This window comes from Pantoea sp. YR525 (assembly GCF_900116775.1).
In the GTDB taxonomy this organism is placed as follows: Bacteria; Pseudomonadota; Gammaproteobacteria; order Enterobacterales; family Enterobacteriaceae; genus Pantoea; species Pantoea symbiotica.
Window position 1 is genome coordinate 1 of sequence record NZ_FPBU01000006.1, and the last position, 20,979, is coordinate 20,979.

Genomic DNA, 20,979 nt, shown 5'->3' on the forward strand with positions numbered 1-20,979 from the left:
ATAGTACTGAACTGCAGCCAGCCTGACGGAATATGGGTGCTTCATTTTAACCTCCGGATTCTGGATTGTTTGTCCAGGATCCGGGGTTCAGTGCAGCCAGGCGTCCTCTGCTCGGTCGCCGCACGAAGGTGCTGCAACTGCCTCAGCACAAGGCGAACGAAAGTCGCTCCGCGCTTAACTGAGCGGCATTACGCAATAAATTGCGCCGCTACGATTCGTGCGGACGAGAAATGATGCACCGGCTGGGTGCATGCTCTGCTTCATTTTTGCGTTTTACTCCTGGTAACGCCTCCAGCATCTATCTATCAGGCCATCCGCAGACTGGCGCGTTTCTTGCGTGTAACAAATTGTGACTTATCGTTCCCTTTCGTCCAAAGAGGTCTGCGCTATGGAATTGAAATGGTTTGAAGATTTTCTCAGTGTCGCCCGCTGTTACAGTTTTACCCGCGCCGCCAATGAGCGGCATATCACGCAATCGGCGCTCAGTCGGCGCATCCGCCAGTTAGAAGAGTGGCTGGGCGTGCCGCTGTTTGACCGCAAAACCTATCCCGTCACCTTAACGCCGGAAGGCCAAACCTTTCTCGCCACCGCCAGCGAAACGGTATTCTCCATGACGCATCTGCGTAACGATCTGCATCAGCGCTACAGCTCACGCACCGCCGTGCTGCGCTTTGCGATGCTGAATACCCTTTCGCTGACCTTCTTTCCCGACTGGATCCAGCGGCTAAATTTGCAGCCGCACCTCAGCTATATCCGCTTATGCAATCAGAAGCCGAGCTTCGTCGAACACATTTCCACTCTGCACAGCGGTGAAACCGATTTCCTGCTGACCTACGCCAACGATGCGGTTTCCTTAATCCACCAGCTGGCGGCTTACCCGATGATCCAACTGGGCCGCGAGCGCGCTATCGCCGTGTGTCGTCCCGACAGCAGCGGAAAACCGCTCTATCCGGTACGCGCTGACGGCGGCCCAATTCCGTGGCTGAGTTACGGCCAGCACACCTTCTTCGCCCACGCGCTGGCGCAGATGCTAAGTAAACGGCCGCTGCCGCTGGAAGCGGTGTATGAAAACGGCATGTCGGTGAACCTCAAAGCGATGGTGTTGGCTGGTGCGGGTGTGGCCTGGCTGCCGCTGAGTTTGATCCACGAAGAGCTGGCCAGCGGCAATCTGGTGCGTGCCGATGAAAGCAATTGGGATATCTCGCTGGCAATTCGGCTTTATCGTCAGCCGGTGCTGCAAAACCCGCAGGCAGAACAGCTGTGGCTGCGCGCCTGCGCCGGCGATACGGCAGACGCCGCCTGATGGCAAACTATGCAATTTTGGAATGGGGAGTGTGAATTGCTCATTGGCCTAACGCTGTTGTTTTCCTCCATGCTGCGAGTTCAGAGAGGCTGCCGCCTCTGGCGATACCTGACCAACCAAGCTGAGGACCATGATGGAAAACAAAGCGTTAGTGTGGAAATGGGTGGAGACACATCAAGCGGACTTTTGTGATCTGAGCGATCGCGTTTGGGGCATGCCGGAAATCTGTTATACCGAATATCGCTCGGTGGCGGAGCATACCGCGATGCTGAAACAGCAAGGCTTTCGCGTCACGGAGAACGTGGCGGAGATTCCCACTGCCGTGATGGGTGAAGCCGGTGAAGGTGGGCCAATCATCGCGTTTCTTGGCGAATACGATGCGCTGCCGGGTCTGAGCCAGGCGGCTGGTGTTGCGCACTATTCGCCGCTGCCGGGCAACGGTCATGGCCACGGTTGCGGGCATAACCTACTGGGTTCAGCCGCGATGCTGGCGGCAACAGCATTGAAAGCCTGGCTGGAAGAAACTGGCGTGCCGGGTCGCGTACGCTATTACGGCTGTCCGGCGGAAGAAGGCGGCGCAGCGAAATCCTTTATGGCACGCGCTGGAGCCTTTGATGGCGTTGATGTTGCTATTACCTGGCATCCGAGCGCGCACCATGAAGTCGCCAAACCGCTGTCATTAGCTAACACGCGTATGGATTTTGCCTTCAGCGGCCGATCGTCACACGCCGCCGCCTCACCGCATCTCGGCCGCAGCGCGCTGGATGCCGCTGAACTGATGAACGTCGGCGTGCAGTTTTTACGTGAACACGTGCCGCAGGATTCGCGCATTCACTACGCTTTTCTTGATGCCGGCGGCGTCGCGCCCAATGTGGTGCAGGCCAAATCCACCGTGCGTTACGCGATTCGTTCGCGCGATGTGCACGCCATGTTTGATCTCAATGAGCGCGTTAAGCGCGTGGCCGCTGGTGCGGCAATGATGACCGATACTCAGGTCGATATCAGCATCATGAGCGCCGTCTCCAATCTGCTCGGCAACCGCCCGCTGGAACAGGCGATGCAGTTCAATCTCGAAGCGCTAGGCCCGGTGCCGTTTGACCAGGCCGACCTCGCCTTTGCCGCCGATATTCAGGCCACCTTAACGCCCGAAGAGATCGACAACTGTTATCGCAAAACCGGCGTAAAACCCGCCAATCCTAAACCACTCAGCGACTACATCATCCCGCTGGATACTCACGGCGAAGTGATGATCGGCTCCACCGATGTCGGCGATGTCAGTTGGGTGATCCCCACCGTGCAGGCACACGTGCCGACCATGGCAATTGGTACGCCCGGCCACTCATGGCAGCTTACCGCGCAGGGCAAAATGCCCGCGGCGCACAAAGCGCTGACGCATGTCGCCAAAGTGATGGCAGCGACGGCGGTGGATGTGCTGACCGATAAAATGCTACTGGCGCAGGTGAAAAAAGCGCACTTCGAACAGGTGAGCGAGAAACCGTATCACTGCCCGATCCCTGCGGAGGTTAAGCCGCCGATTCAGCCACGCCCGGACCATCTGTAACAGCTCAGGAGAGAAGCATGACGATGAAAACACTCACTGCCGCCATCGCGCTGGCAGCAGGTTGCTGCGCCGCTTCGCAGGCCGCCACGCCCCCCGACTCGCTGGTGATGGCATGGAATATTGACGCCATCAGCACCTGGGATCCGGCACAAATTGGTGAAGTGGTGACCAGCGAGATCTACTCCAATACCTGTGACACGCTGGTGGATTTTCGCGTGAGCGACGAAACTCAGCTCGATCCCGGCATGGCGAAAAGCTGGGACGTTTCTGCCGATCGTAAAACCATCACCTTTCATCTGCAGGACAACCTGAAGTTTGCCGACGGCTCACCGGCGACAGCAGGCGATTTGGCCTGGTCAATGCAGCGCGTGGTGAAACTCGGATACGGCAACGCTGCCGCCATCAAGGAGTACGGTTTCAGCAAAGAGAATGTCGATAGCCGCATCACCGCGCCGGATGACAAAACGCTGGTGATGAGTTTCGACAAAGCCTATCCCACCAATCTGGTGCTGCAGGCAATCGCCGCCAATAATGTCTCATCGCTGCTGGATCGCAAACTGCTAGAGAAGCAAGCGGTGGACGGCGATCTCGGCCACAAATATCTCTCCACCCACACGGCGTGCGTAGGTCCGTATCAATTGGTGCGCTGGAACGCCGGTGAAGGCGTGGTGCTGCAAGCCTCGCCCAATTACTGGGGCAAAGCGCCGCTGCTGAAACGCATTCTGATCCGTCACGTTGCTGAAACCGGTACACAGCGTTTGCTGGTGACGCAAGGTGATGTGGATATCGCGCGCGATCTGTCAGCCGATGACCTGAAAACGCTGGATGAAGGCGGCAAGGTCAAAGTGGAGAAGGTGCTGAAACCGCAGCTGTTCTTCTGGACCTATAACAACGAGGACCCGATTTTCAAAAATGCAAAAGTGCGTCTGGCGATGCGTTATCTGATCGATTACGACGGCCTCGGCAACAGCGTGATGCCTTATCTCGGCGTGCCGCGCGCCAGCTTTGTGCAGCAAGGGGCCTTTGGCGCGCTGGATGCCAAACAAGGACAACCTTTCCATCTCGATTTAGACAAAGCGAAACAGCTGCTGACCGAAGCGGGCTATCCCAACGGCTTTAGCGCCTCGGTACTGTTTGGCACGCTGCCGCACTCGGCGCCGATCGCCCAAAGCATCCAGCAAAACGCCGCCAAAATTGGCGTGAAACTCAATCTTGAACGCATGGCGAATGCGCAGCTGTTTAGCCGCGTGCGCGGCCGCGAGTTCCAGAGCGCGATGATGGCGTGGCAAACCTCGGTGCCGGATGCCTACGGCAACGCTTCGCGTCTGGTTTATAACCCGGATAACAGCAAAGAGGCGCGCGCCACGCAGTATCCGAGCTGGCGAGCCGCCTATTTCGATCCGCAGATGAACCAGAAAGTGGAGACCGCGCTGCTGGAGCCGGATGACAGCAAACGCAGCGCACTGTATGCCGATTTGCAGAAAGAGCAGATGCAGAAAGGCCCGATGGCGATCATGTTCCAGATGTACAACAGCGCGGGCATTAACGCCGTGGTGAAGAACTGGACGTGGAACGGTTTCCGCGTTTGGTACGGTGACGCAAGTAAATAATGGAGGTGGCTGATGTCTCAGGTGATCTCACCGCTCGCACAGAACACACCTTCCGCTGGCTGGCGTCTGTTGCGACGCCTTTCTAAGGGAGTTATTTCGATCGGTTGCACGCTGTTGGGGCTGGCCGCACTCACCTTCTTTATTGGCCGTTTGCTGCCGATCGATCCGGTAGTGGCGATCATCGGGGATAACGCCAGCCAGGAAGCGTACGACAAGATGTTCCAGCAGCTCGGCCTCGATCAGCCGCTGTGGCAGCAGTTTGTCGCTTACGTCTGGCAGCTGCTGCATCTTGATTTTGGTATCGCACTCACCACCAGCCACCCGGTGGCACAGGATATCGCCCGCGTGTTTCCCGCCACGCTGGAGCTGGCAACGGTGGCGGCGATTATCGGCGTGGGACTGGGCGTACCGGCGGGCGTGCTCTCCGCCATGTATCGCAACACCTGGTTCGATCATCTGATGCGCTTTGTCGGTTTGCTCAGCTACTCCACGCCGCACTTCTGGCTGGGACTGATGGGTTTACTGCTGTTTTACGCCACGCTGGGCTGGATTGGCGGCCCCGGACGCATCGATTTCATCTACGAATTCGATCTGCAACCGGTGACCGGCTTTTGGCTGATTGATAGTGCGCTAAGCGGCAAGTGGGAGGTGTTCCGCAACGTGTTGGGTCACATCATTCTGCCCGCCTCGATTTTGGGTCTCAGCGCCCTCGCCTATATCAGCCGCATGGTGCGCAGCTTCATGCTGGAGCAACTTTCGCAGGAGTACATCATCACCGCGCGGGTGAAAGGTTTGTCGTGGGCGCGTTGCGTGTGGATACATGCGCTGCGCAACATCGCGGTGCCGACCTTGACCGTGGTTGCGCTGTCCTGGGCCTGGCTGCTGGAAGGCGCGGTGCTCACTGAAACGGTGTTCGCCTGGCCCGGTTTTGGCCGCTACCTCACCAATGCGCTGCTGGCCGGCGACATGAATGCGGTGGTTGGCTGCACCTTGCTGATCGGCGCTATCTTCGTTGCCCTCAACCTGCTGTGCGATCTGCTCTATCGCCTGTTTGATCCCCGCACGCGTCAGGAGGAACCATGACCGATTCCGTAAACAAATCCCCGGCGCTGCCCGCCTCGCGGAGCTTACGCGCCTGGCTGCGCGATCCGGCACCGCAATCGCCGTTGCAGGCGCAAGTGCAGCTGATGTGGATTCAGTGGCGCCGCTTTTGCGCCAATCATTCTGCGCTGTTTGGTCTGCTGGTGTTGCTGGTGATTATCGCTGCCGCGCTGCTGGCACCGTGGATTGCCAGCCACGATATCTACGCACAAAATCTGGCGCTGCGCCTGCAACCCGCCAACGCTGAGCATTGGCTCGGCACGGATGAGCTGGGCCGCGATATCTACAGCCGCCTGCTGTATGGCGCACGCATCACGCTGTATATCGCCGGGCTGACCGCCTTGATTATTACGCCGCTCGGGCTGCTGGTCGGCACCACCGCCGGTTATCTCGGCGGTTGGGTCGATACCGTTCTGATGCGGCTGGTGGATATTTTTCTCGCCTTTCCCAGCCTGATTCTGGCGCTGGCGTTCGTCGCCGCGCTTGGTCCCGGCATCGAGAATGCCATCATCGCGATTTCACTCTCATCGTGGCCGCCGATTGCGCGTCTGGCGCGCGCCGAAACGCTGGCCATCCGCAAAATGGATTACATCGCTGCCGTGCGCTTACAAGGCGCATCGTCGTGGCACATCATCGTGCGCCATATCGTGCCGATGTGCCTGCCTTCCGTGGTGGTGCGCGTCACGCTCAATATGGCGGCGATTATCCTCACCGCCGCCGGACTCGGTTTTCTTGGCCTTGGCGCACAAGCGCCGAGCCCGGAATGGGGGGCGATGCTGGCTTCCGGGCGTGAATTCATGCTTAACAACGGCTGGGTTGCCGCCATTCCCGGTTTAGCCATCCTGTTCACCAGCCTCGCCTTCAACCTGCTGGGTGATGGCCTGCGCGACGTAATGGATATTCGCCATGACTAATTCCCTGCTTCAGGTCAAGAACCTGAATATCGTATTCCGCAGCGCGCACGGCGAACAGCATGCGGTGCGCGACGTCAGCTTTCAGGTCGGTCGTGAAAAAGTGGCGATTGTCGGCGAATCAGGCTCGGGCAAGTCACAAACCTGCCGCGCGTTGCTCAAACTAACGCCGAAAATCGGCCACGTCAGCGCCGATCAGATGCAGTTTGGCGATATCGACCTGCTCAGCTGCAGCGAAAAACAGATGCGCGCCATTCGCGGCAATCGCATCTCAATGATCCTGCAGGATCCCCGCTTCTCACTGAACCCGCTGATGCGCATCGGCGATCAGGTGGCGGAAGCCTGGCGGCTGCATCGTCGCGTCAGCAAAGGCGAAGCACGACTGCGGGCGCTAGCGATGCTGGAATCGGTGCATATTCGCGATGTCGAGAGCGTCGCACAGCGCTATCCGCATGAAATCTCCGGCGGCATGGGACAGCGCGTGATGATTGCCATGATGCTGATACCCGAGCCGGATTTGATCATTGCCGATGAACCGACGTCGGCGCTGGATGTGACGGTGCGCCAGCAGGTGTTGAGCATTCTCAACGAGCAACTGGCGCGCCGCCAAACCGGGCTGCTGTTTATCAGCCACGACCTCAATCTTGTGTCGCGCTTCTGTGACCGCGTGTTGGTGATGTACGCCGGGCGCATCGTCGAAGAGATCCGCGCCGACCGCCTTGAACAGGCGCAACACCCCTATACGCAAGCGCTGTTAGCCAGCCAGCCGCGTCTGCATCAGCCGGTTGAGATGCTGCGCGTGCCGCTGCGTGAAGCCAGCTGGCTTAACGGTCCCTGCTACCGCGATGGAGTGGCGCTATGAATATGATCCCAACGGCAGAACGCAGCATTGAACTGGTCGATCTCACCATCGCTTTCGGCAGCGGAACGCGTCGTCGTCAGGTGGTGGATGGCGTGAGTTTTACGCTGGCGCACGGCGAAAGTTACGGCCTGATTGGTGAATCCGGCTGCGGCAAATCGACAATTTTGCGCGCGCTGGCCGGCCTTAATCACGATTATCACGGCCATATTCTGTTCAATAACCGCGAGCAGCAGCCCCAGCGCGATAAAGCTTTTTATCGCCAGGTGCAGATGGTGTTTCAGGATCCGTATGCCTCACTGCATCCGCGCAAAATGGTGTGGGCCAGCCTGCGTGAACCGCTCAAGCTGCACGGATTGGATCGCCATGAAGCGCGTATCAGCGAGGTATTGCACGCGGTGGGACTTTCCGATGCCTTCCGTTATCGCTATCCGCATCAGCTCTCTGGCGGACAGCGGCAACGCGTGGCGATTGCGCGCGCGTTGATTCTTGAGCCCTCGGTGCTGCTGCTGGATGAACCGACGTCTGCGCTGGATGTGTCGGTGCAAGCGGAGATCCTCAACTTACTCAGCAACATGCGCCGCCAGCGTGGGCTGACCTATCTGATGGTGACGCACGATTTAGCCGTAGTTACGCATCTGTGCAGCCGTATTGGCATCATGCATCACGGCAAACTGCTGGAAGAGCTGAGCGCCGACAACGTGCGGCAAGGGCTGACGCAGGAAAACTACACGCGTGAGTTTCTCGCGGCCAGCGAGGCCTGACTTTGAGGATTCGATCATGACACTTATTGAAACGCTGGCGCAGTGGTGCGCCACGCCGCCCGCCTTCTCGCCTCGTGCACGCCAGCTAGCCTGCGATGCCATTGCCGATACGCTCGGTTGTATGGTCGCGGGAAGCGATGATTTCTCAACCCGCGCGGTGCTGCAAGCCTGGCCTGAACAGCCGCGCACGCGCTCGCTGGATGCGCTGTTTAACGCCACCGCCGCGCACGCCATCGATTATGACGACAACTTTGCGCCCGGCATGAGTCACGCCTCGGCGGTGCTGGTGCCCGCACTGCTAGCGGTGGCGCAACAATGCGATGGTGCGCAGCTTATCCGCGCTTACCTGATTGGCCTGCAGGCACAGGCCTTTGTGGGCGAGTCGATTGGCTATCAGCACTACACCGCCGGCTGGCACGGCACATCCACCGTCGGCTGCATCGGCAGCGCGGCGGGCGTTGCGGCGCTGCTGGGCATGGATGCGGCGGGGATTGCGCGCGCACTCAGCATCGCGGTGAGTCTCGCCAGCGGTGTGAAAAGACAGTTCGGCACGCCGCTCAAACCCTTTCATGCCGGAATGGCCGCACGTAACGCCGTCGATGCCGCGCTGCTGGCGCAAACTGGCATGCAAGGCCGCGCTGATATCATTGAATGCGCGCAGGGTTTTGCTGAGTTGTACGCTGGGAAACTCAGTGTTTCCGCGTTGCCTGGTGAAAATGAACACGTTATCGAGCGCATCGGCGTGATGCCGAAAAAGCATCCGTGCTGCGGTTCAACGCATCGCATTCTTGACGCCATTGCCGATTTGCAGCAGCGCCAGACGCTATCATTGGACGATATCGAAAGCGTGCATTGTCAGGTGGGCATCGCCAACTGGCGCAACCTCGCCTACACGCAGCCGCAGGACGAAATGCAGGCGCGCTTCTCGATGCAATATTGTGTGGCGATGATGCTGGAAAAAGGGGCGCTGAGCGTCACTGACTTTACCGCGCAAAGCGTGCGGGCGCAGACGGATAACGTGCTGATGGCAAGTATCATCATGTCGCCGTGGACGGCAGAACAGGAAGCGGAAAGCCGCGATTTACCGCACATTCTCACTTTGCGCTTTAAAGATGGCCGCGAAGTAGTGCATTCACGTCGACATGCGCGCGGTGCGCACGATGAACCCTTTAGCGCAGCGGAGCGCGAGGCGAAATTTCATGACTGCTGTGCGGATTTGCCTAACGCTGGGAATATCTATCAGCAACTGATGCAGCTCGAACAACAGCATGATTTGGGGTTTATGCGTGAGTTGATGGTGTGAGTTTTTGATATTGGTCGCCATGAATGGCGACCCTACAACGAGTGCGCATTCATGCGCACCAGGTAAACATAGTCAATTTAGGCATTTGCCTGGAGCAGTCCTTTTCCTTAGCTTAAAATCATCAACAGGAGAGGAACTTATGACAGCATCAGCATTACCGGTGGCGATTGTCACTGGCGGCAACAGCGGTATTGGCCTGGAAACCGTGAAGTTATTGGCAGCGGATCATCAGGTTTACGCCATCGGTCGCAATCAGCAAACATTGCAGGCTTTGGAACAGGTCACCAACGTCATTCCGCTGGCGCTGGATATCACGGATTTTGCCGCTGTGGCCGCGTTCACCGCCACGCTAGATCGGGTTGACGTGCTGGTGCATTCGGCGGCGATCTCGATACTCAGCACCACCTTCTCCGCCACGCCAGAACTGTGGCAACAGCACCTGAATATTAACGTCATCGCGCCTGCTGAACTCACGCGTTTAACCTTACCAGCCCTGCGCGCCTCGCAGGGCAAAGTGGTGTTTATCAACTCCGGTTCGGGGACGCTGGCGTTAGCAGGACACGTTATTTACTCCGCCTCGAAATTTGCTCTCACCGCGCTGGCGCATGCGCTGCGCACCGAAGAGAGCGAACATGGCGTGCGGGTCGCGACAGTCGCGCCAGGCCCAACCGATACGCCGATGAACCAAGCCTCGCGTGCCCGCGCGGGCAACCATGCGCCGATCAATCCGCTGGAATATCTCGATGCAGCTTCAGTGGCACGCGCCGTACGCTTTATCGTGGACAGTCCGGAAGACACGCAAATTGCAGATATTGTAATTAGACCACGGAGGGATAAAGTGAAACGCTGATTCCTCAGCAAATAGTCCGCAATCCGAGGCTGCCATCCGGCGGCTTTTTTTTAAATTTTTTTAGCAATATTCTCACCGCTCATTCGTCTACCTCATCACCAGCAGTTATCCGTTAATCTAATGAGGAATAAAACAATGAGAGATTTTGATATGCACAGACACGGTCATCGTGATCATTTTGGCGGCCATCGCCTGGCGAAGCCGCTGCTGATGGGCGCGGTAATTATCGCCGCACTGGGCTTGTTGGTGATGTCGCTATGGAATGCGTTGCTGCCCGGCATCATCGGCGTGAAAAGCATCGGCTTCTGGCAAGCACTGGGTTTGCTGGCGCTGTGCCGCATCTTGTTTGGCGGTTTGGGATTTCGTCCGGGGATGTTTGGTATGGCGCGTCGCCGCATGCATGAACGCTGGATGCAGATGACGCCGGAACAGCGCGAAGAGTTTATGCAGCATCGCCGCAATCGCTTTGGTCATCGTGGCCACCGCGATCGTTGCGACTGGCATGGTCGTCGTGATGAGCGAGGCGAAGCGCGCACACAGCCGGAGAATAACCCGCCTAAATCCAGCGACGCCGAGTAAGCGCGATGGCGCAGAATTCACTGCTGATGTCGGCGATCACCGCCTGTCGCACCAAGCTAAATGCATTTATTCGCGGACGAACCGCAGTGCGTGAAGATGCCGACGACATCTTGCAGGAAGTCACATATAAGCTGATGCAGGTGGAGCAGCCGGTGGAGAATGTCGCCGCCTGGCTGTTCCGGGCGGCACGCAATGAAATGACCGATCGGGCACGGAAAAAGCGTGAGCTGCCGCTGGCCGATTTTTTCGGCGGCAATGAAGAGAATGATTTCCCGGAAGATGAGCTGGCTGAAACCTTATTTGGCGTGCCGCAAACGCCGGAAGATGAATATCTCAAAACGCTGCTGTGGGAAGAACTGGAGGCAGCGTTAGCCGAATTACCGGACGCGCAGCGTGAGGTGTTCGAGAAAACCGAACTGCTCGGCTACAGCTATAACGAACTGGCTGAAGAGAGCGGCAGCAGCGTGCAGACGTTATTATCGCGCAAGCACAAAGCGGTTTTATTTCTGCGCACGCGACTGCGCAACCTGTATGACGAAATAACCGGATAACCCGATTGCCTTGCAATCGGGCCTCTTTTTACCACCACGGTTTCTCTTGCTGCGGCTGTAAAAATTGCACGCCCTGCCCGATTTGCGGCATCGACACGTTAATTTGCTGTTCCTGCGCCAGCGCCACGATTTGATTAAGCGGATCGTCCCATTGATGGAATGCTAAATCGAAAGCGGCATTGTGAATCGGGAACAGCCATTTCGCGTTGAGATCGATAAAGGCTTTGATGGTGTCTTGCGGCAACATATGAATATCGGCCCAGCGGCGGTCATACGCGCCGTTTTCCAAAAAGGCCATGTCGAATGGACCAAATTTATTGCCGATCTGTTTGAAACCGTCGAAATAACCGGAATCCCCGCCAAAGAACAGGCGGAAATCATCGCTGATAATGCTCCATGAGCACCACAAACGTTTATTGCTGTCGAAGATTCCACGGCCAGAAAAGTGCTGCGATGGCGTCGCAACAAAATGAATACCGCCGATATTCTCTGATTCCCACCAATCCAGCTGAGTAATTTTTTCCTGCGCAACGCCCCACGATATCAGCAAATCGCCCACACCAAGCGGTGTGAGGAAATAGCGCGCACGATCTTTGAGCTGCAAAATGGTGTGATAATCCAGATGATCGTAATGATCATGCGAAAGAATGATCCCTTCGATAGGCGGCAGATCTTCTAGCGCTATCGGCGCAGGTTGAAAACGTTTGGGACCAAACCACTTAAACGGCGACGCGCGCTGGGTAAATACCGGATCGGTCAGCCAATATTTCCCCTGCATTTTAAACAGCAATGACGAGTGACCAAGGCGAAATACGCTGTTATCCGCCGCCGCTGCAAGCTGCTGCGCGTCAAGTTTTATTAACGGCAGTGCAGTTTCAGGTACGGTATTTTTCGGTTTATTGAAGGCAAAATCCCAGAATAGTTTGGCTAATTCAGTCAATCCTAACTGTTGGCGTGGGATCTTATTGTTAAACCTTTTGCCATCAAACTGAGCGGATTGCGGGTAGCTTTTTATATTGCAGCGAGAAATGCTCGAACTATTCAACATTGATCTTTTACCTCTCATCGCGGGTCCTTCAGAATAGCCACTTTTAAGGCATCGCACATCGCATATTGGGCGATTGATGACATCGTCATCGCCGATAGGTAAAGTCACCCTTTTGCTTGATTTTATGAGGGAAAATGAAACGTTTATTTGTCTACGGCACGCTGCAGCCAGGCCATTCGAATGCGCATATTCTGGAAAACATCGGCGGCGAATGGCTGGCGGGATCGGTTCGCGGCACCTTCTATGCACGCGGCTGGGGCGCAGCGGCGGATTTCCCCGGCATTGTATTGCAGGAAAACGGCCCGCGCGTACCGGGTTATCTGTTTATGTCTGAAAAGCTCGAGCCACATTGGCCGATGCTCGATGAGTTTGAAGATGGCTACGATCGGGTGGAAGTTAATGTCACTACCAGCAATGGCGAGCAGGTAATGGCGTGGATTTATCAGTTGCAGCCGCAGGCGTAAAAAATGAACAGAAAGAACCATTGAAAATGTGCGCATACCTACATACTATGCTTGTACGGATAAATACCGTACGTTAGTAAGAACTGATTTTGTATCACTGATGTGAATTCTCGGTTCTTCATGAGAATAACTGGAGAAATTATCATGGCAGGTTTGGCAAAAACCGAACGTCTTGAGCTTCGTATCAGTCCTGATGTTAAAAGCGAAATTGAAACCGCGGCGCAGATTAGCCGCGTTAGCGTTTCGCAATTCATTGCTGATTCTGCTCTGGAACGAGCAGCAAATGTGATTAGCGAGCATAGCCGTATTAAGCTGACTGAAGAGTCATGGAATGCTGTCATGGAAGCACTTGAAAATCCTCCAGCGCCCAATGAACGTCTTCGTCGTGCGGCGGCTCTCAGCAGAGAGGAAGCAACCTGGGAATGGAAACGGTAAAACTAACCATTGTGAAGTATTCGGCTGATATGCCACTTAACGTCGAAAACTTCAATTGTGGACGCCCCGAGTTAGACGAGTTCCTCAAAAAACATCTTGCGAAACAGCACGCTGATAATATCCTCAAAGCCTATCTGCTGATCACTAACGATGTCATTCCAGAAGTGATGGGTTTCTACACGGTGTCCGGCGGCAGCTATGCCAAGGCGAGTATGACGCGAGCCTATCAAAAGCAGGTTCCCTATCGTGAAACGTCGTGCATTACGTTAGGTCGTTTAGCTGTTGACCAACGCCTTGCCCGGCGCGGCTTCGGGACACAACTGGTCATCGATGCTTTGCGCGTTGCTTATTATGCTGCCGATGCCGTCGGTATATATTCAGTGATGGTTGAAGCAAAAGATGAAGATGCGGCTGCCTTTTATCGCAAGATGGGGTTTATACCGCTTAAGTCAGAAGAGGATAAACTGAAGTTTTTCTTTCCAGTCACCAGTATTAAAGCGTTGCTTTAATTTTCCCTCAACAGGGCTTAGCGCCCTTTTCTTCTCGCATGTCTTAATTCGCCTTCTAGAATGAATCTCAAATAGACGAGAGGAATTCATGATGATTAAAATCTGCACGGCATGCGGCACATCGTACGATGAACAGCAGAGTAAAATCGAACACTGCAAAATATGTGAAGACGAGCGGCAATTTGTGCCTGCCGGCGGGCAAAAATGGACTTCACTGAATAGCCTGCAATCCACGCATTGCAATAAATGGCAGCAGCATGCTGCCAACTTATTTAGCCTGCAAACCGTACCCAACTTCGCCATAAATCAACGCGCATTTCTGCTGCAAACGCCGCACGGCAATATTATGTGGGATTGCATCGCTAATTTCGATGAAGCCACTAAAGCGATTGTCACCGCGCTCGGCGGTGTTCACGCCATCGCTATTTCGCATCCGCACTACTACAGCACCATGCAGGATTGGGCGGCGGCGTTCGATGCGCCAATTTATCTGCACGCCAACGACAGTGAATGGATTATGCGTGATAGCCCGCATATCTCGCTCTGGCAACACGACGAGCTGGAAATTGTGCCGAAGGTGAAGCTGATTCGTCTCGGCGGACATTTTGCCGGCGGATGTGTATTGCATTGGGCGCAGGATGGTGGCGTGTTGCTAAGCGGCGATATTGTGCAAGTCACGCCGGGCGCTAATGCAGTGTCATTTATGTGGAGCTATCCGAATATGCTGCCGTTATCAGTCACTTCGGTAAGTGATATTACACTTCGTCTGGCGGCGCTGAAATTTGCGCGGCTTTATGGCGCATTTGAACAGCGGGAAATTCTCGCTGATGCGCAGCAGATCGTGATGCAGTCGGGCGAGAAATATATTGCCTGCTTGAACGCCTGAACGAATTGTAAGCAAACGCGCTGCAAATGGATGTACAGACGTCTAAACATCCATTATAGTCCGTTCCCTACGTTAAGAGGGGATCTGCGCAATGAAGAAAATTTTACTTACGACTCTGTTGGCTGCTTCCGTGGCGCTGCTGAGTGGCTGCAACAAAGACGATGAAAATCAAATCAAAGTGGCCATTAACACCGGACCTGATCAGGCGCTGTGGGATACCGTGAAGCAAGTTGCGCACGACAAATATCAGCTGGATGTCGATGTTGTGGCCTTTAATGATTACGTGCAGCCGAATGAAGCGCTGTTCAACAAAGATGTCGATGCCAACGCCTTCCAGAGCCTGCCTTATCTGGAGATGCAATCCAAAGAGCGCGGCTACCACTTCGCCGTGATCACCAACACCTTTGTGTTCCCGATAGCGGGTTACTCGCGCAAGATTAAATCGTTGAAAGAGCTGCCGGATGGCGCGACCGTGACCATCTCCAACGAAGCCACCACGCTCGGCCGCAGCCTGCTGCTATTGCAGGCGCAAGGCTTAATCAAAGTGAAACCGGAAGCGGGCCTGCTGCCAACCACGCTGGATATCACCGATAATCCGAAGAAGCTGAAAATTGTTGAGGTGGATACGCCGCAGCTGGCGCGTACGCTGGACGATCCGCAGGTGTATATTTCGATCATCAACAACAACTTCGCCGCGCTGGTTAATCTCTCCGCTTCGCGTGACGGCATGTTTATGGAAGGCAAAGCCTCGCCTTACGTGAATGCGATTGTGGCGCGTGAAGATAATAAAGACAGCCCTAACGTGCAGAAGCTGATACAGGCTTTCCAGTCGCAGGAAGTGCTGGATAAGGCTAATGAGATCTACAAAGGCGATATTATTAAAGGCTGGTAATTTACGGTTTAATTAAGCCTATGTAAGCCGGTGCGCATCAATGCACACCGGCAAACCACCGTAGGGTCGCCATTCATGGCGACCGATTTTCCGCTTAACTGACAACATCCATCCTTCCGCGACTTCCCGCGTTAATCAGCTAAGCTCAGTTCATAAAATAAGCGCCATATAAAAATGGTGTAAAAATTTCGGTCATTGGCGTAAAAATGCTGTACGTAAAATCGCCTGCCACTGTTCGCATCGGTCGCAAACAGGTATGTTCGCCCTCATTAGCCTCAACCCTGATAAACCACAGGAAATCTATGAGTCAGAGTGAAAAACAGTCCTTGCCTGCTGGCATGCTGGCGGCCGCAGGGATCGTGTTTGGGGATATCGGTACCAGCCCGCTGTATACCCTCAAAGAGTGTCTCTCCATTTTGCCTAACGGCGCGATCTCCACCACCGCAGTGATGGGATTTTTATCGCTGATTTTCTGGGCGCTGACGCTGATTGTGACGTTGAAATATGTCTGCTTCGTGATGCGCGCCGATCATGACGGCGAAGGCGGCGTGTTGACATTAATGTCACTGGCACGCCAGCATGTCGGACCGAAAGCGTCGCATATCATTGTGTTAGCGGGCTTAATTGGTGGCGCGTTCTTTTACGGCGATGGCGTAATCACTCCGGCCATTTCGGTGCTTTCGGCAATTGAAGGTATCGAAGTGGTGTCGCCTGAGCTGGATAAATATGTAGTGCCGCTGGCGGTAGCGATCCTCACGCTGCTGTTCATCATTCAAAAACACGGCACCGAGAAGGTCAGTAAAGTGTTCGGCCCGGTGATGTTTGTCTGGTTTGTATCGATTGCTCTGCTGGGTATTCGCGGCATCCTGCTCAATCCTGAGGTGCTGTATGCACTCAATCCTTCCTATGCGTTGACGTTCCTGCTTAGCCATAAAGCGTTGTCGTTTGCCGCGCTTGGCATGGTGGTGCTGGCGGTGACCGGTGCGGAAGCGCTGTACGCCGATATGGGACATCTGGGCAAAGCGCCGATTCGCATGGCCTGGCTGGTGATCGCCATGCCCGCGTTAGTGCTCAACTACTTTGGTCAGGGCGCGCTGGTAATTGCCGATGCGCAGGCCATCAATAATCCATTCTTTAATCTCGCGCCGGGCTGGGGACAGATTCCACTGATTGTGCTGTCAACGCTGGCGACGGTGATTGCGGCGCAGTCGGTGATTAGCGGCGTGTATACGCTGACGCATCAGGCGATTCGTCAGGGATTCCTGCCGCCGATGCGCGTCATTTTCACTTCGCATACCGAATCCGGTCAGATCTATATTCCGGTGGTGAACTGGCTGCTGTTTGTCGCAGTAACGGTGATTGTGCTGGCGTTCCGTCAATCTTCTGCACTCTCTTCCGCGTACGGCATTGTGGTGACCGGCACCATGGTGATTACCGCTTGTCTGGCGGGTGTGGTGGCACTGCGTAACTGGAAGTGGCCGCTGCCGGTGGCGCTGGTTTTCCTGCTGTGTATGTTAAGCATTGATGTGCCGCTGTTCAGCGCCAACCTGATGAAGCTGCTATCTGGCGGTTGGGTGCCGGTGCTGCTGGCGCTGAGTATGATGGGATTGATGCTGATTTGGAGCAGCGAGCGTAATCGCCTGATTCGCAAATTGAATAACGATCCCGAAAGCCTGCTGGCATTGATTCGTTCGCTGGAAACCAATCCACCGAGTCGCGTAGCTGGCACTGCCATCTTCCTCTCACGTAAAGAGCATGAGATTCCGCAGGCGCTGCTGCACAACCTCAAGCACAACCGCGTGCTGCATAAACGTGTGGTGCTGCTGCATATCCGCACCACCGATATCCCGCGCGTCTACAACCAGAAGCGTCTAAGCATTACCCAGTTGTCGCCGTCGTTCTGGCAAGTAACCGCCGCTTACGGCTGGCGAGAAACGCCATCAATGGCGGAGATCCTGCATCTGTGCGGGCTGGAAGGATTTGGTTGTACCGTCAATGAAGCCTCGTTCTTCACCTCGCACGACACGCTGGTGATGAAGAAGAGAAAAGGTTTGATGCGGGTTAAAGGCGGTATTTTCCATTTCTGCCAGCGCAACGCACAGCGCGCGCATGAGCAATTTAATATCCCGCCAAATCGGGTCATCGAGCTGGGCGGGCAGCGCGAGTTTTGATCGGTCGCCATGAATGGCGCCCCTACAAAATCCCGCGAAATAACCGTAAGGTCGCCATTCATGGCGACCTTATTTTTTACCCGCCAAATGTAACCAGATGCAAAAATAGTCGCGTAAGTTTGAATGAGTTGTGGCTGAATCTTTCTTAACATCTAATTAGCAATTAAAGCTAAAACGCTTAACCTGAAAAGGTGTTTATTAACTTCACCGGCAATGATCACCTGTCGTGAACATTTAGGGTTTAAGCGCATTATCAACAATTGAAAGATTCGTAGCTGCGGCCAATGGTTCAGCTACTATTTGCGAGGAGTATCGCCATGAAACAATTAATTAATGACGTAATATCTATTTTCACACCGCAATCTGTTAAACCGGTTTTAATTCGCGCTGATTTAACCCATCGCGAACTTTCATCAATTCATCCGGTAGGATTTACTTCGGTGAGCTGGGCGACCTCAATGGAAGAGCTGAATGACGCCTTTGTGAAGAAAGCCGTTGCTGCCGGCGCGGTGGGTTATCACATCACCGAAGTGGAATCACACGAACCGGCGCACGATGGTCAACATATCATGGCCGCCACAGCCACTCTTTATCATATCAATAGCAAAGTGGCTTATGGCTAATGTTTAATTTATTGGAATTTACAGCCTGCCCTTCATCATCGGCAGGCTTTTTTCTGCAAAGTAGTCAGCGAGAAAATCAATAAACACTTTAATGCGCGGCGATTCAGAAGCGCGTTGCGTGTAAACCGCCCAAACATTCGCTTCCTGATACCACTGCGGTAAAACGTGAACCAATTGTTTTTCACTTAAATAAGGTGCGACATCCCAGGCCGATCGCAACGCAATGCCGTGCGACTTTAAAGCCCAGTTCAAAATCACTTTCCCGCTATTCGATGAGTAATGGCTATTCAGACGACAGACAATTTTATTTTCGCCATCGGTTAACGTCCAATGCCCAAAGGTGTTGTTATTTTCATTAATAATAAGACAGCTGTGATCGATTAAATCATCCAGCGTCTCCAGCGGACGCGATCGGGCTAAATAATCTGCGGAGGCGCAAAGAATACGCCGATTGGCGGCTAACTTTCGGGCTATATAGGAATGATTAACATCATCGCCAACACGAATATCCACATCGGTTCCTGATTGCAATAAATCAATATCACGATCGCTGAGCATCAGTTTGATATTGAGTGATGGATGGCGCGTCATAAATTCAGCAATCGTATCCGACAAATAATCCTGACCAAAACCAAATGAACAGGCCACGGTGAGATCGCCGGTCAGTTCGCCGCGCCACTGCTGAAAGTTATTGAGGAAGGAATCCATCTCGTGCACCACTTGCAGCGCGCCTTCCAGCGCCTTTTCACCTTCTGGCGTCAGGCGCATCACGCGGTTGGTGCGGAAAAATAGTCGGGTTTCCAGCTGCTTTTCAAGGATGGCAATACGCTTACTGATATAGGATGGCGACTGGCCGAGCTCAATGGCGGCGCGGCCAAAACCTTCATAGCGAGCCACGCTGATAAATACATACAGATCTTCGACCGACGGCCAACCCTCAAGCGGCTTCTGATAACTTTTCCCGGCAAGCAGTATCTTCATAACCATCACAGCGTTAGGTAAATTTAGCCGGTTATAACACAGAATCCAGGAAGGGCTGAAGCTGGCTTAAAAACAGTTCGGGCACTTCCTCATGCGGTGAATGACCGCAAGGTAATGCGTGGCCTTGAATATGGCGCGCTTTATCCTGCCAGGTTTCCACCACGTCATATAACTGGCCGACCGTGCCCTTTTCTCCCCATAACAGCAGCAGCGGCGCTTCAATGCGTTTATCGCTGTCCTGCGCATCATCGTCTAAATCAATTGTCGCCGCGGCACGATAATCCTCGCACACCGCGTGAATCATCTCTTTCTTTTGATAACAGCGCAGGTAATCGTTGAATATTACCTCTTCGGTGGCGCCCGGCGTTTTTAATTGCCCATCAATGTGTTTGCGCAGGAATAACGCCGGATCGTGGCCGATCATGGTTTCCGGTAATGGATAAGGTTGAATCAGGAAGAACCACCAGAAATAGCGCGTCGCAAATTCTTTATTGGTTAACGCATACATGGTGGCGGTTGGCGCAATATCGACAAACACGCAGCAGGAAAGTTTTTCCGGATGATCGAGCGCCAGCCGATGGCCTACGCGCGCACCGCGATCGTGACCAACAAACGCCACGCGCTCCAGGCCTAATGCGTCGATCAGCAGGCTAATATCGTCTGCCATCACACGTTTCGAGTAAGCACGATGCGTCTCATCACTTACCGGCTTGTCGCTGTCGCCGTAACCGCGCAGATCCGGTAGGATCACGCGATATTTCTGCGCCAGCTGCGGCGCAATTTTGCGCCACGCCAGATGATTTTGTGGATGTCCGTGCAGCATCAGTAAAGGCGGGCCTTCGCCACCGATGGCGACGCGCAGCGTCACGCCGTTCGCCAATCGCACATCACTCAGCGTAAAGCCGTCGATAAAGGGGGAATCACCGCGTGGTGTTATCTCACTCATGCTTGGGCATCCTGTACTATTGGGCCGCGTTTCAGCCACGGACGCTGGGCAAAATGTTGCGCTTCAAACTGAGTGATATCGGATTCGTACTGCAACGTCCAGTCCACCGCGCTGCCGCCGCCCAATAACATCTCACGCTTCAAGGCACTGACCGAAAAGGCAATGCGTTGATTATTGAAGAGGATCGCCTGTTGTTCCAGCGACACGGTAATGCGGTTGTTGGTGGCATCGTTCGCCCCTGCACACAGACGCTGATAATCCTCGTCGCTTAACGTCAGCGTCAAAACACCATTACGCTGGCAGTTATCGTCAAAGATGCCGGCAAAGCTGGTGCCGATGATGGCACGGATGCCGAGCTGATTGAGTCCCCAAACCGCATGCTCGCGGCTGGAACCACAGCCGAAATTGGCACCGACCAGTAAGAAGGCAGCGTTTTCCCAGCCGGGCTGATTCAGAATGAAATCGGGATTCGGGCTGCCGTCAGGCAGAAAGCGCAGGTCGAAGAACACGCCGCGATCCAAATCCTGGCGATCGATGCCTTTGAGAAACTGCTTGGGCATGATCACATCAGTATCAATATTGGCAGCCGGTAATGGCGCGAGCGTGCCAGTAATGTTGTTAAATGCTTCCAT

Annotated in this window: 22 protein-coding genes; 18 read left to right on the forward strand and 4 right to left on the reverse strand. The window is 54.6% G+C overall.

The window, feature by feature from the left end; translation table 11 throughout:
- Positions 1 to 388: 388 nt before the first annotated feature.
- From BM323_RS13020 to BM323_RS13070, 11 genes are all read left to right on the forward strand, one after another.
- On the forward strand, positions 389 to 1,303 hold the full coding sequence (locus tag BM323_RS13020) for a LysR family transcriptional regulator (RefSeq protein WP_008106774.1): 915 nt from the start codon (positions 389 to 391) through the stop codon (positions 1,301 to 1,303).
- Positions 1,304 to 1,436: 133 nt separating this feature from the next.
- Positions 1,437 to 2,864, forward strand: coding sequence for a M20 family metallopeptidase (locus BM323_RS13025; RefSeq protein ID WP_008106776.1), 1,428 nt, complete (start codon positions 1,437 to 1,439; stop codon positions 2,862 to 2,864).
- Positions 2,865 to 2,881: 17 nt separating this feature from the next.
- Positions 2,882 to 4,474: an ABC transporter substrate-binding protein gene (locus BM323_RS13030; protein ID WP_008106778.1), complete on the forward strand. Its 1,593-nt coding sequence runs from the start codon at positions 2,882 to 2,884 to the stop codon at positions 4,472 to 4,474.
- Between the two features lie 12 nt (positions 4,475 to 4,486).
- The gene (locus tag BM323_RS13035; protein WP_008106780.1) at positions 4,487 to 5,557 is read left to right on the forward strand and encodes an ABC transporter permease; all 1,071 of its coding nucleotides are present in this window, start codon (positions 4,487 to 4,489) and stop codon (positions 5,555 to 5,557) included.
- The gene (locus BM323_RS13040; RefSeq protein ID WP_008106783.1) at positions 5,554 to 6,489 is read left to right on the forward strand and encodes an ABC transporter permease; all 936 of its coding nucleotides are present in this window, start codon (positions 5,554 to 5,556) and stop codon (positions 6,487 to 6,489) included. The genes BM323_RS13035 and BM323_RS13040 overlap by 4 nt, the downstream gene beginning before the upstream one ends.
- Positions 6,482 to 7,348: an ABC transporter ATP-binding protein gene (locus tag BM323_RS13045; protein ID WP_008106785.1), complete on the forward strand. Its 867-nt coding sequence runs from the start codon at positions 6,482 to 6,484 to the stop codon at positions 7,346 to 7,348. The genes BM323_RS13040 and BM323_RS13045 overlap by 8 nt, the downstream gene beginning before the upstream one ends.
- Complete coding sequence (locus tag BM323_RS13050; RefSeq protein WP_008106788.1) at positions 7,345 to 8,109, forward strand: ABC transporter ATP-binding protein; 765 nt, start codon at positions 7,345 to 7,347, stop codon at positions 8,107 to 8,109. The genes BM323_RS13045 and BM323_RS13050 overlap by 4 nt, the downstream gene beginning before the upstream one ends.
- Positions 8,110 to 8,125: 16 nt before the next feature.
- On the forward strand, positions 8,126 to 9,412 hold the full coding sequence (locus BM323_RS13055; protein ID WP_008106790.1) for an MmgE/PrpD family protein: 1,287 nt from the start codon (positions 8,126 to 8,128) through the stop codon (positions 9,410 to 9,412).
- A 139-nt stretch (positions 9,413 to 9,551) separates the two neighbouring features.
- Positions 9,552 to 10,262 carry an SDR family oxidoreductase gene (locus BM323_RS13060; protein WP_008106792.1) on the forward strand — a complete coding sequence of 237 codons (711 nt, stop codon included), beginning with the start codon at positions 9,552 to 9,554 and terminating at the stop codon, positions 10,260 to 10,262.
- A 135-nt stretch (positions 10,263 to 10,397) separates the two neighbouring features.
- A complete protein-coding gene (locus BM323_RS13065) occupies positions 10,398 to 10,841 on the forward strand; it encodes a hypothetical protein (protein WP_008106793.1) in 444 nt (147 codons plus the stop codon).
- A 5-nt stretch (positions 10,842 to 10,846) separates the two neighbouring features.
- A complete protein-coding gene (locus tag BM323_RS13070; RefSeq protein WP_008106795.1) occupies positions 10,847 to 11,392 on the forward strand; it encodes an RNA polymerase sigma factor in 546 nt (181 codons plus the stop codon).
- A gap of 28 nt (positions 11,393 to 11,420) precedes the next feature.
- On the opposite strand, the gene BM323_RS13075 is transcribed toward BM323_RS13070, so the two are convergent.
- Positions 11,421 to 12,332 (reverse strand): MBL fold metallo-hydrolase, encoded by a 912-nt coding sequence (locus BM323_RS13075; protein ID WP_238541726.1) that lies wholly within the window; start codon positions 12,330 to 12,332, stop codon positions 11,421 to 11,423.
- A 242-nt stretch (positions 12,333 to 12,574) separates the two neighbouring features.
- Between BM323_RS13075 and BM323_RS13080 the strand changes: the two genes are divergently transcribed.
- The 7 genes from BM323_RS13080 (at position 12,575) to BM323_RS13110 (ending at position 18,420) form a co-directional block, all read left to right on the forward strand.
- Positions 12,575 to 12,904, forward strand: a complete 330-nt coding sequence (locus tag BM323_RS13080; RefSeq protein WP_008106799.1) for a gamma-glutamylcyclotransferase family protein — start codon at positions 12,575 to 12,577, stop codon at positions 12,902 to 12,904.
- A 144-nt stretch (positions 12,905 to 13,048) separates the two neighbouring features.
- Positions 13,049 to 13,339 (forward strand): type II toxin-antitoxin system TacA family antitoxin, encoded by a 291-nt coding sequence (locus BM323_RS13085; protein WP_008106802.1) that lies wholly within the window; start codon positions 13,049 to 13,051, stop codon positions 13,337 to 13,339.
- Positions 13,327 to 13,848, forward strand: coding sequence for a GNAT family N-acetyltransferase (locus BM323_RS13090; RefSeq protein ID WP_008106803.1), 522 nt, complete (start codon positions 13,327 to 13,329; stop codon positions 13,846 to 13,848). The genes BM323_RS13085 and BM323_RS13090 overlap by 13 nt, the downstream gene beginning before the upstream one ends.
- 91 nt (positions 13,849 to 13,939) lie before the next feature.
- Positions 13,940 to 14,734, forward strand: a complete 795-nt coding sequence (locus BM323_RS13095; protein WP_036648990.1) for an MBL fold metallo-hydrolase — start codon at positions 13,940 to 13,942, stop codon at positions 14,732 to 14,734.
- A 91-nt stretch (positions 14,735 to 14,825) separates the two neighbouring features.
- Positions 14,826 to 15,626: a MetQ/NlpA family ABC transporter substrate-binding protein gene (locus BM323_RS13100; RefSeq protein WP_008106809.1), complete on the forward strand. Its 801-nt coding sequence runs from the start codon at positions 14,826 to 14,828 to the stop codon at positions 15,624 to 15,626.
- A gap of 302 nt (positions 15,627 to 15,928) precedes the next feature.
- The gene (kup, locus tag BM323_RS13105) at positions 15,929 to 17,797 is read left to right on the forward strand and encodes a low affinity potassium transporter Kup (protein WP_008106811.1); all 1,869 of its coding nucleotides are present in this window, start codon (positions 15,929 to 15,931) and stop codon (positions 17,795 to 17,797) included.
- A gap of 317 nt (positions 17,798 to 18,114) precedes the next feature.
- Positions 18,115 to 18,420 (forward strand): YdgH/BhsA/McbA family protein, encoded by a 306-nt coding sequence (locus tag BM323_RS13110; RefSeq protein WP_008106813.1) that lies wholly within the window; start codon positions 18,115 to 18,117, stop codon positions 18,418 to 18,420.
- Positions 18,421 to 18,438: 18 nt separating this feature from the next.
- Here BM323_RS13110 and BM323_RS13115 read toward each other — a convergent pair whose 3' ends face one another.
- The 3 genes from BM323_RS13115 to leuD are packed head-to-tail and all read right to left on the reverse strand — an operon-like array spanning position 18,439 to position 20,979.
- Entirely contained in the window at positions 18,439 to 19,401 is a 963-nt protein-coding gene (locus tag BM323_RS13115; RefSeq protein ID WP_008106815.1) for a LysR substrate-binding domain-containing protein, read from the reverse strand.
- Between the two features lie 31 nt (positions 19,402 to 19,432).
- Positions 19,433 to 20,347 carry an alpha/beta fold hydrolase gene (locus BM323_RS13120; protein ID WP_008106817.1) on the reverse strand — a complete coding sequence of 305 codons (915 nt, stop codon included), beginning with the start codon at positions 20,345 to 20,347 and terminating at the stop codon, positions 19,433 to 19,435.
- Positions 20,344 to 20,979 (reverse strand): 3-isopropylmalate dehydratase small subunit, encoded by a 636-nt coding sequence (gene leuD, locus BM323_RS13125; protein ID WP_008106818.1) that lies wholly within the window; start codon positions 20,977 to 20,979, stop codon positions 20,344 to 20,346. Before leuD ends, BM323_RS13120 begins: the two co-directional genes overlap by 4 nt.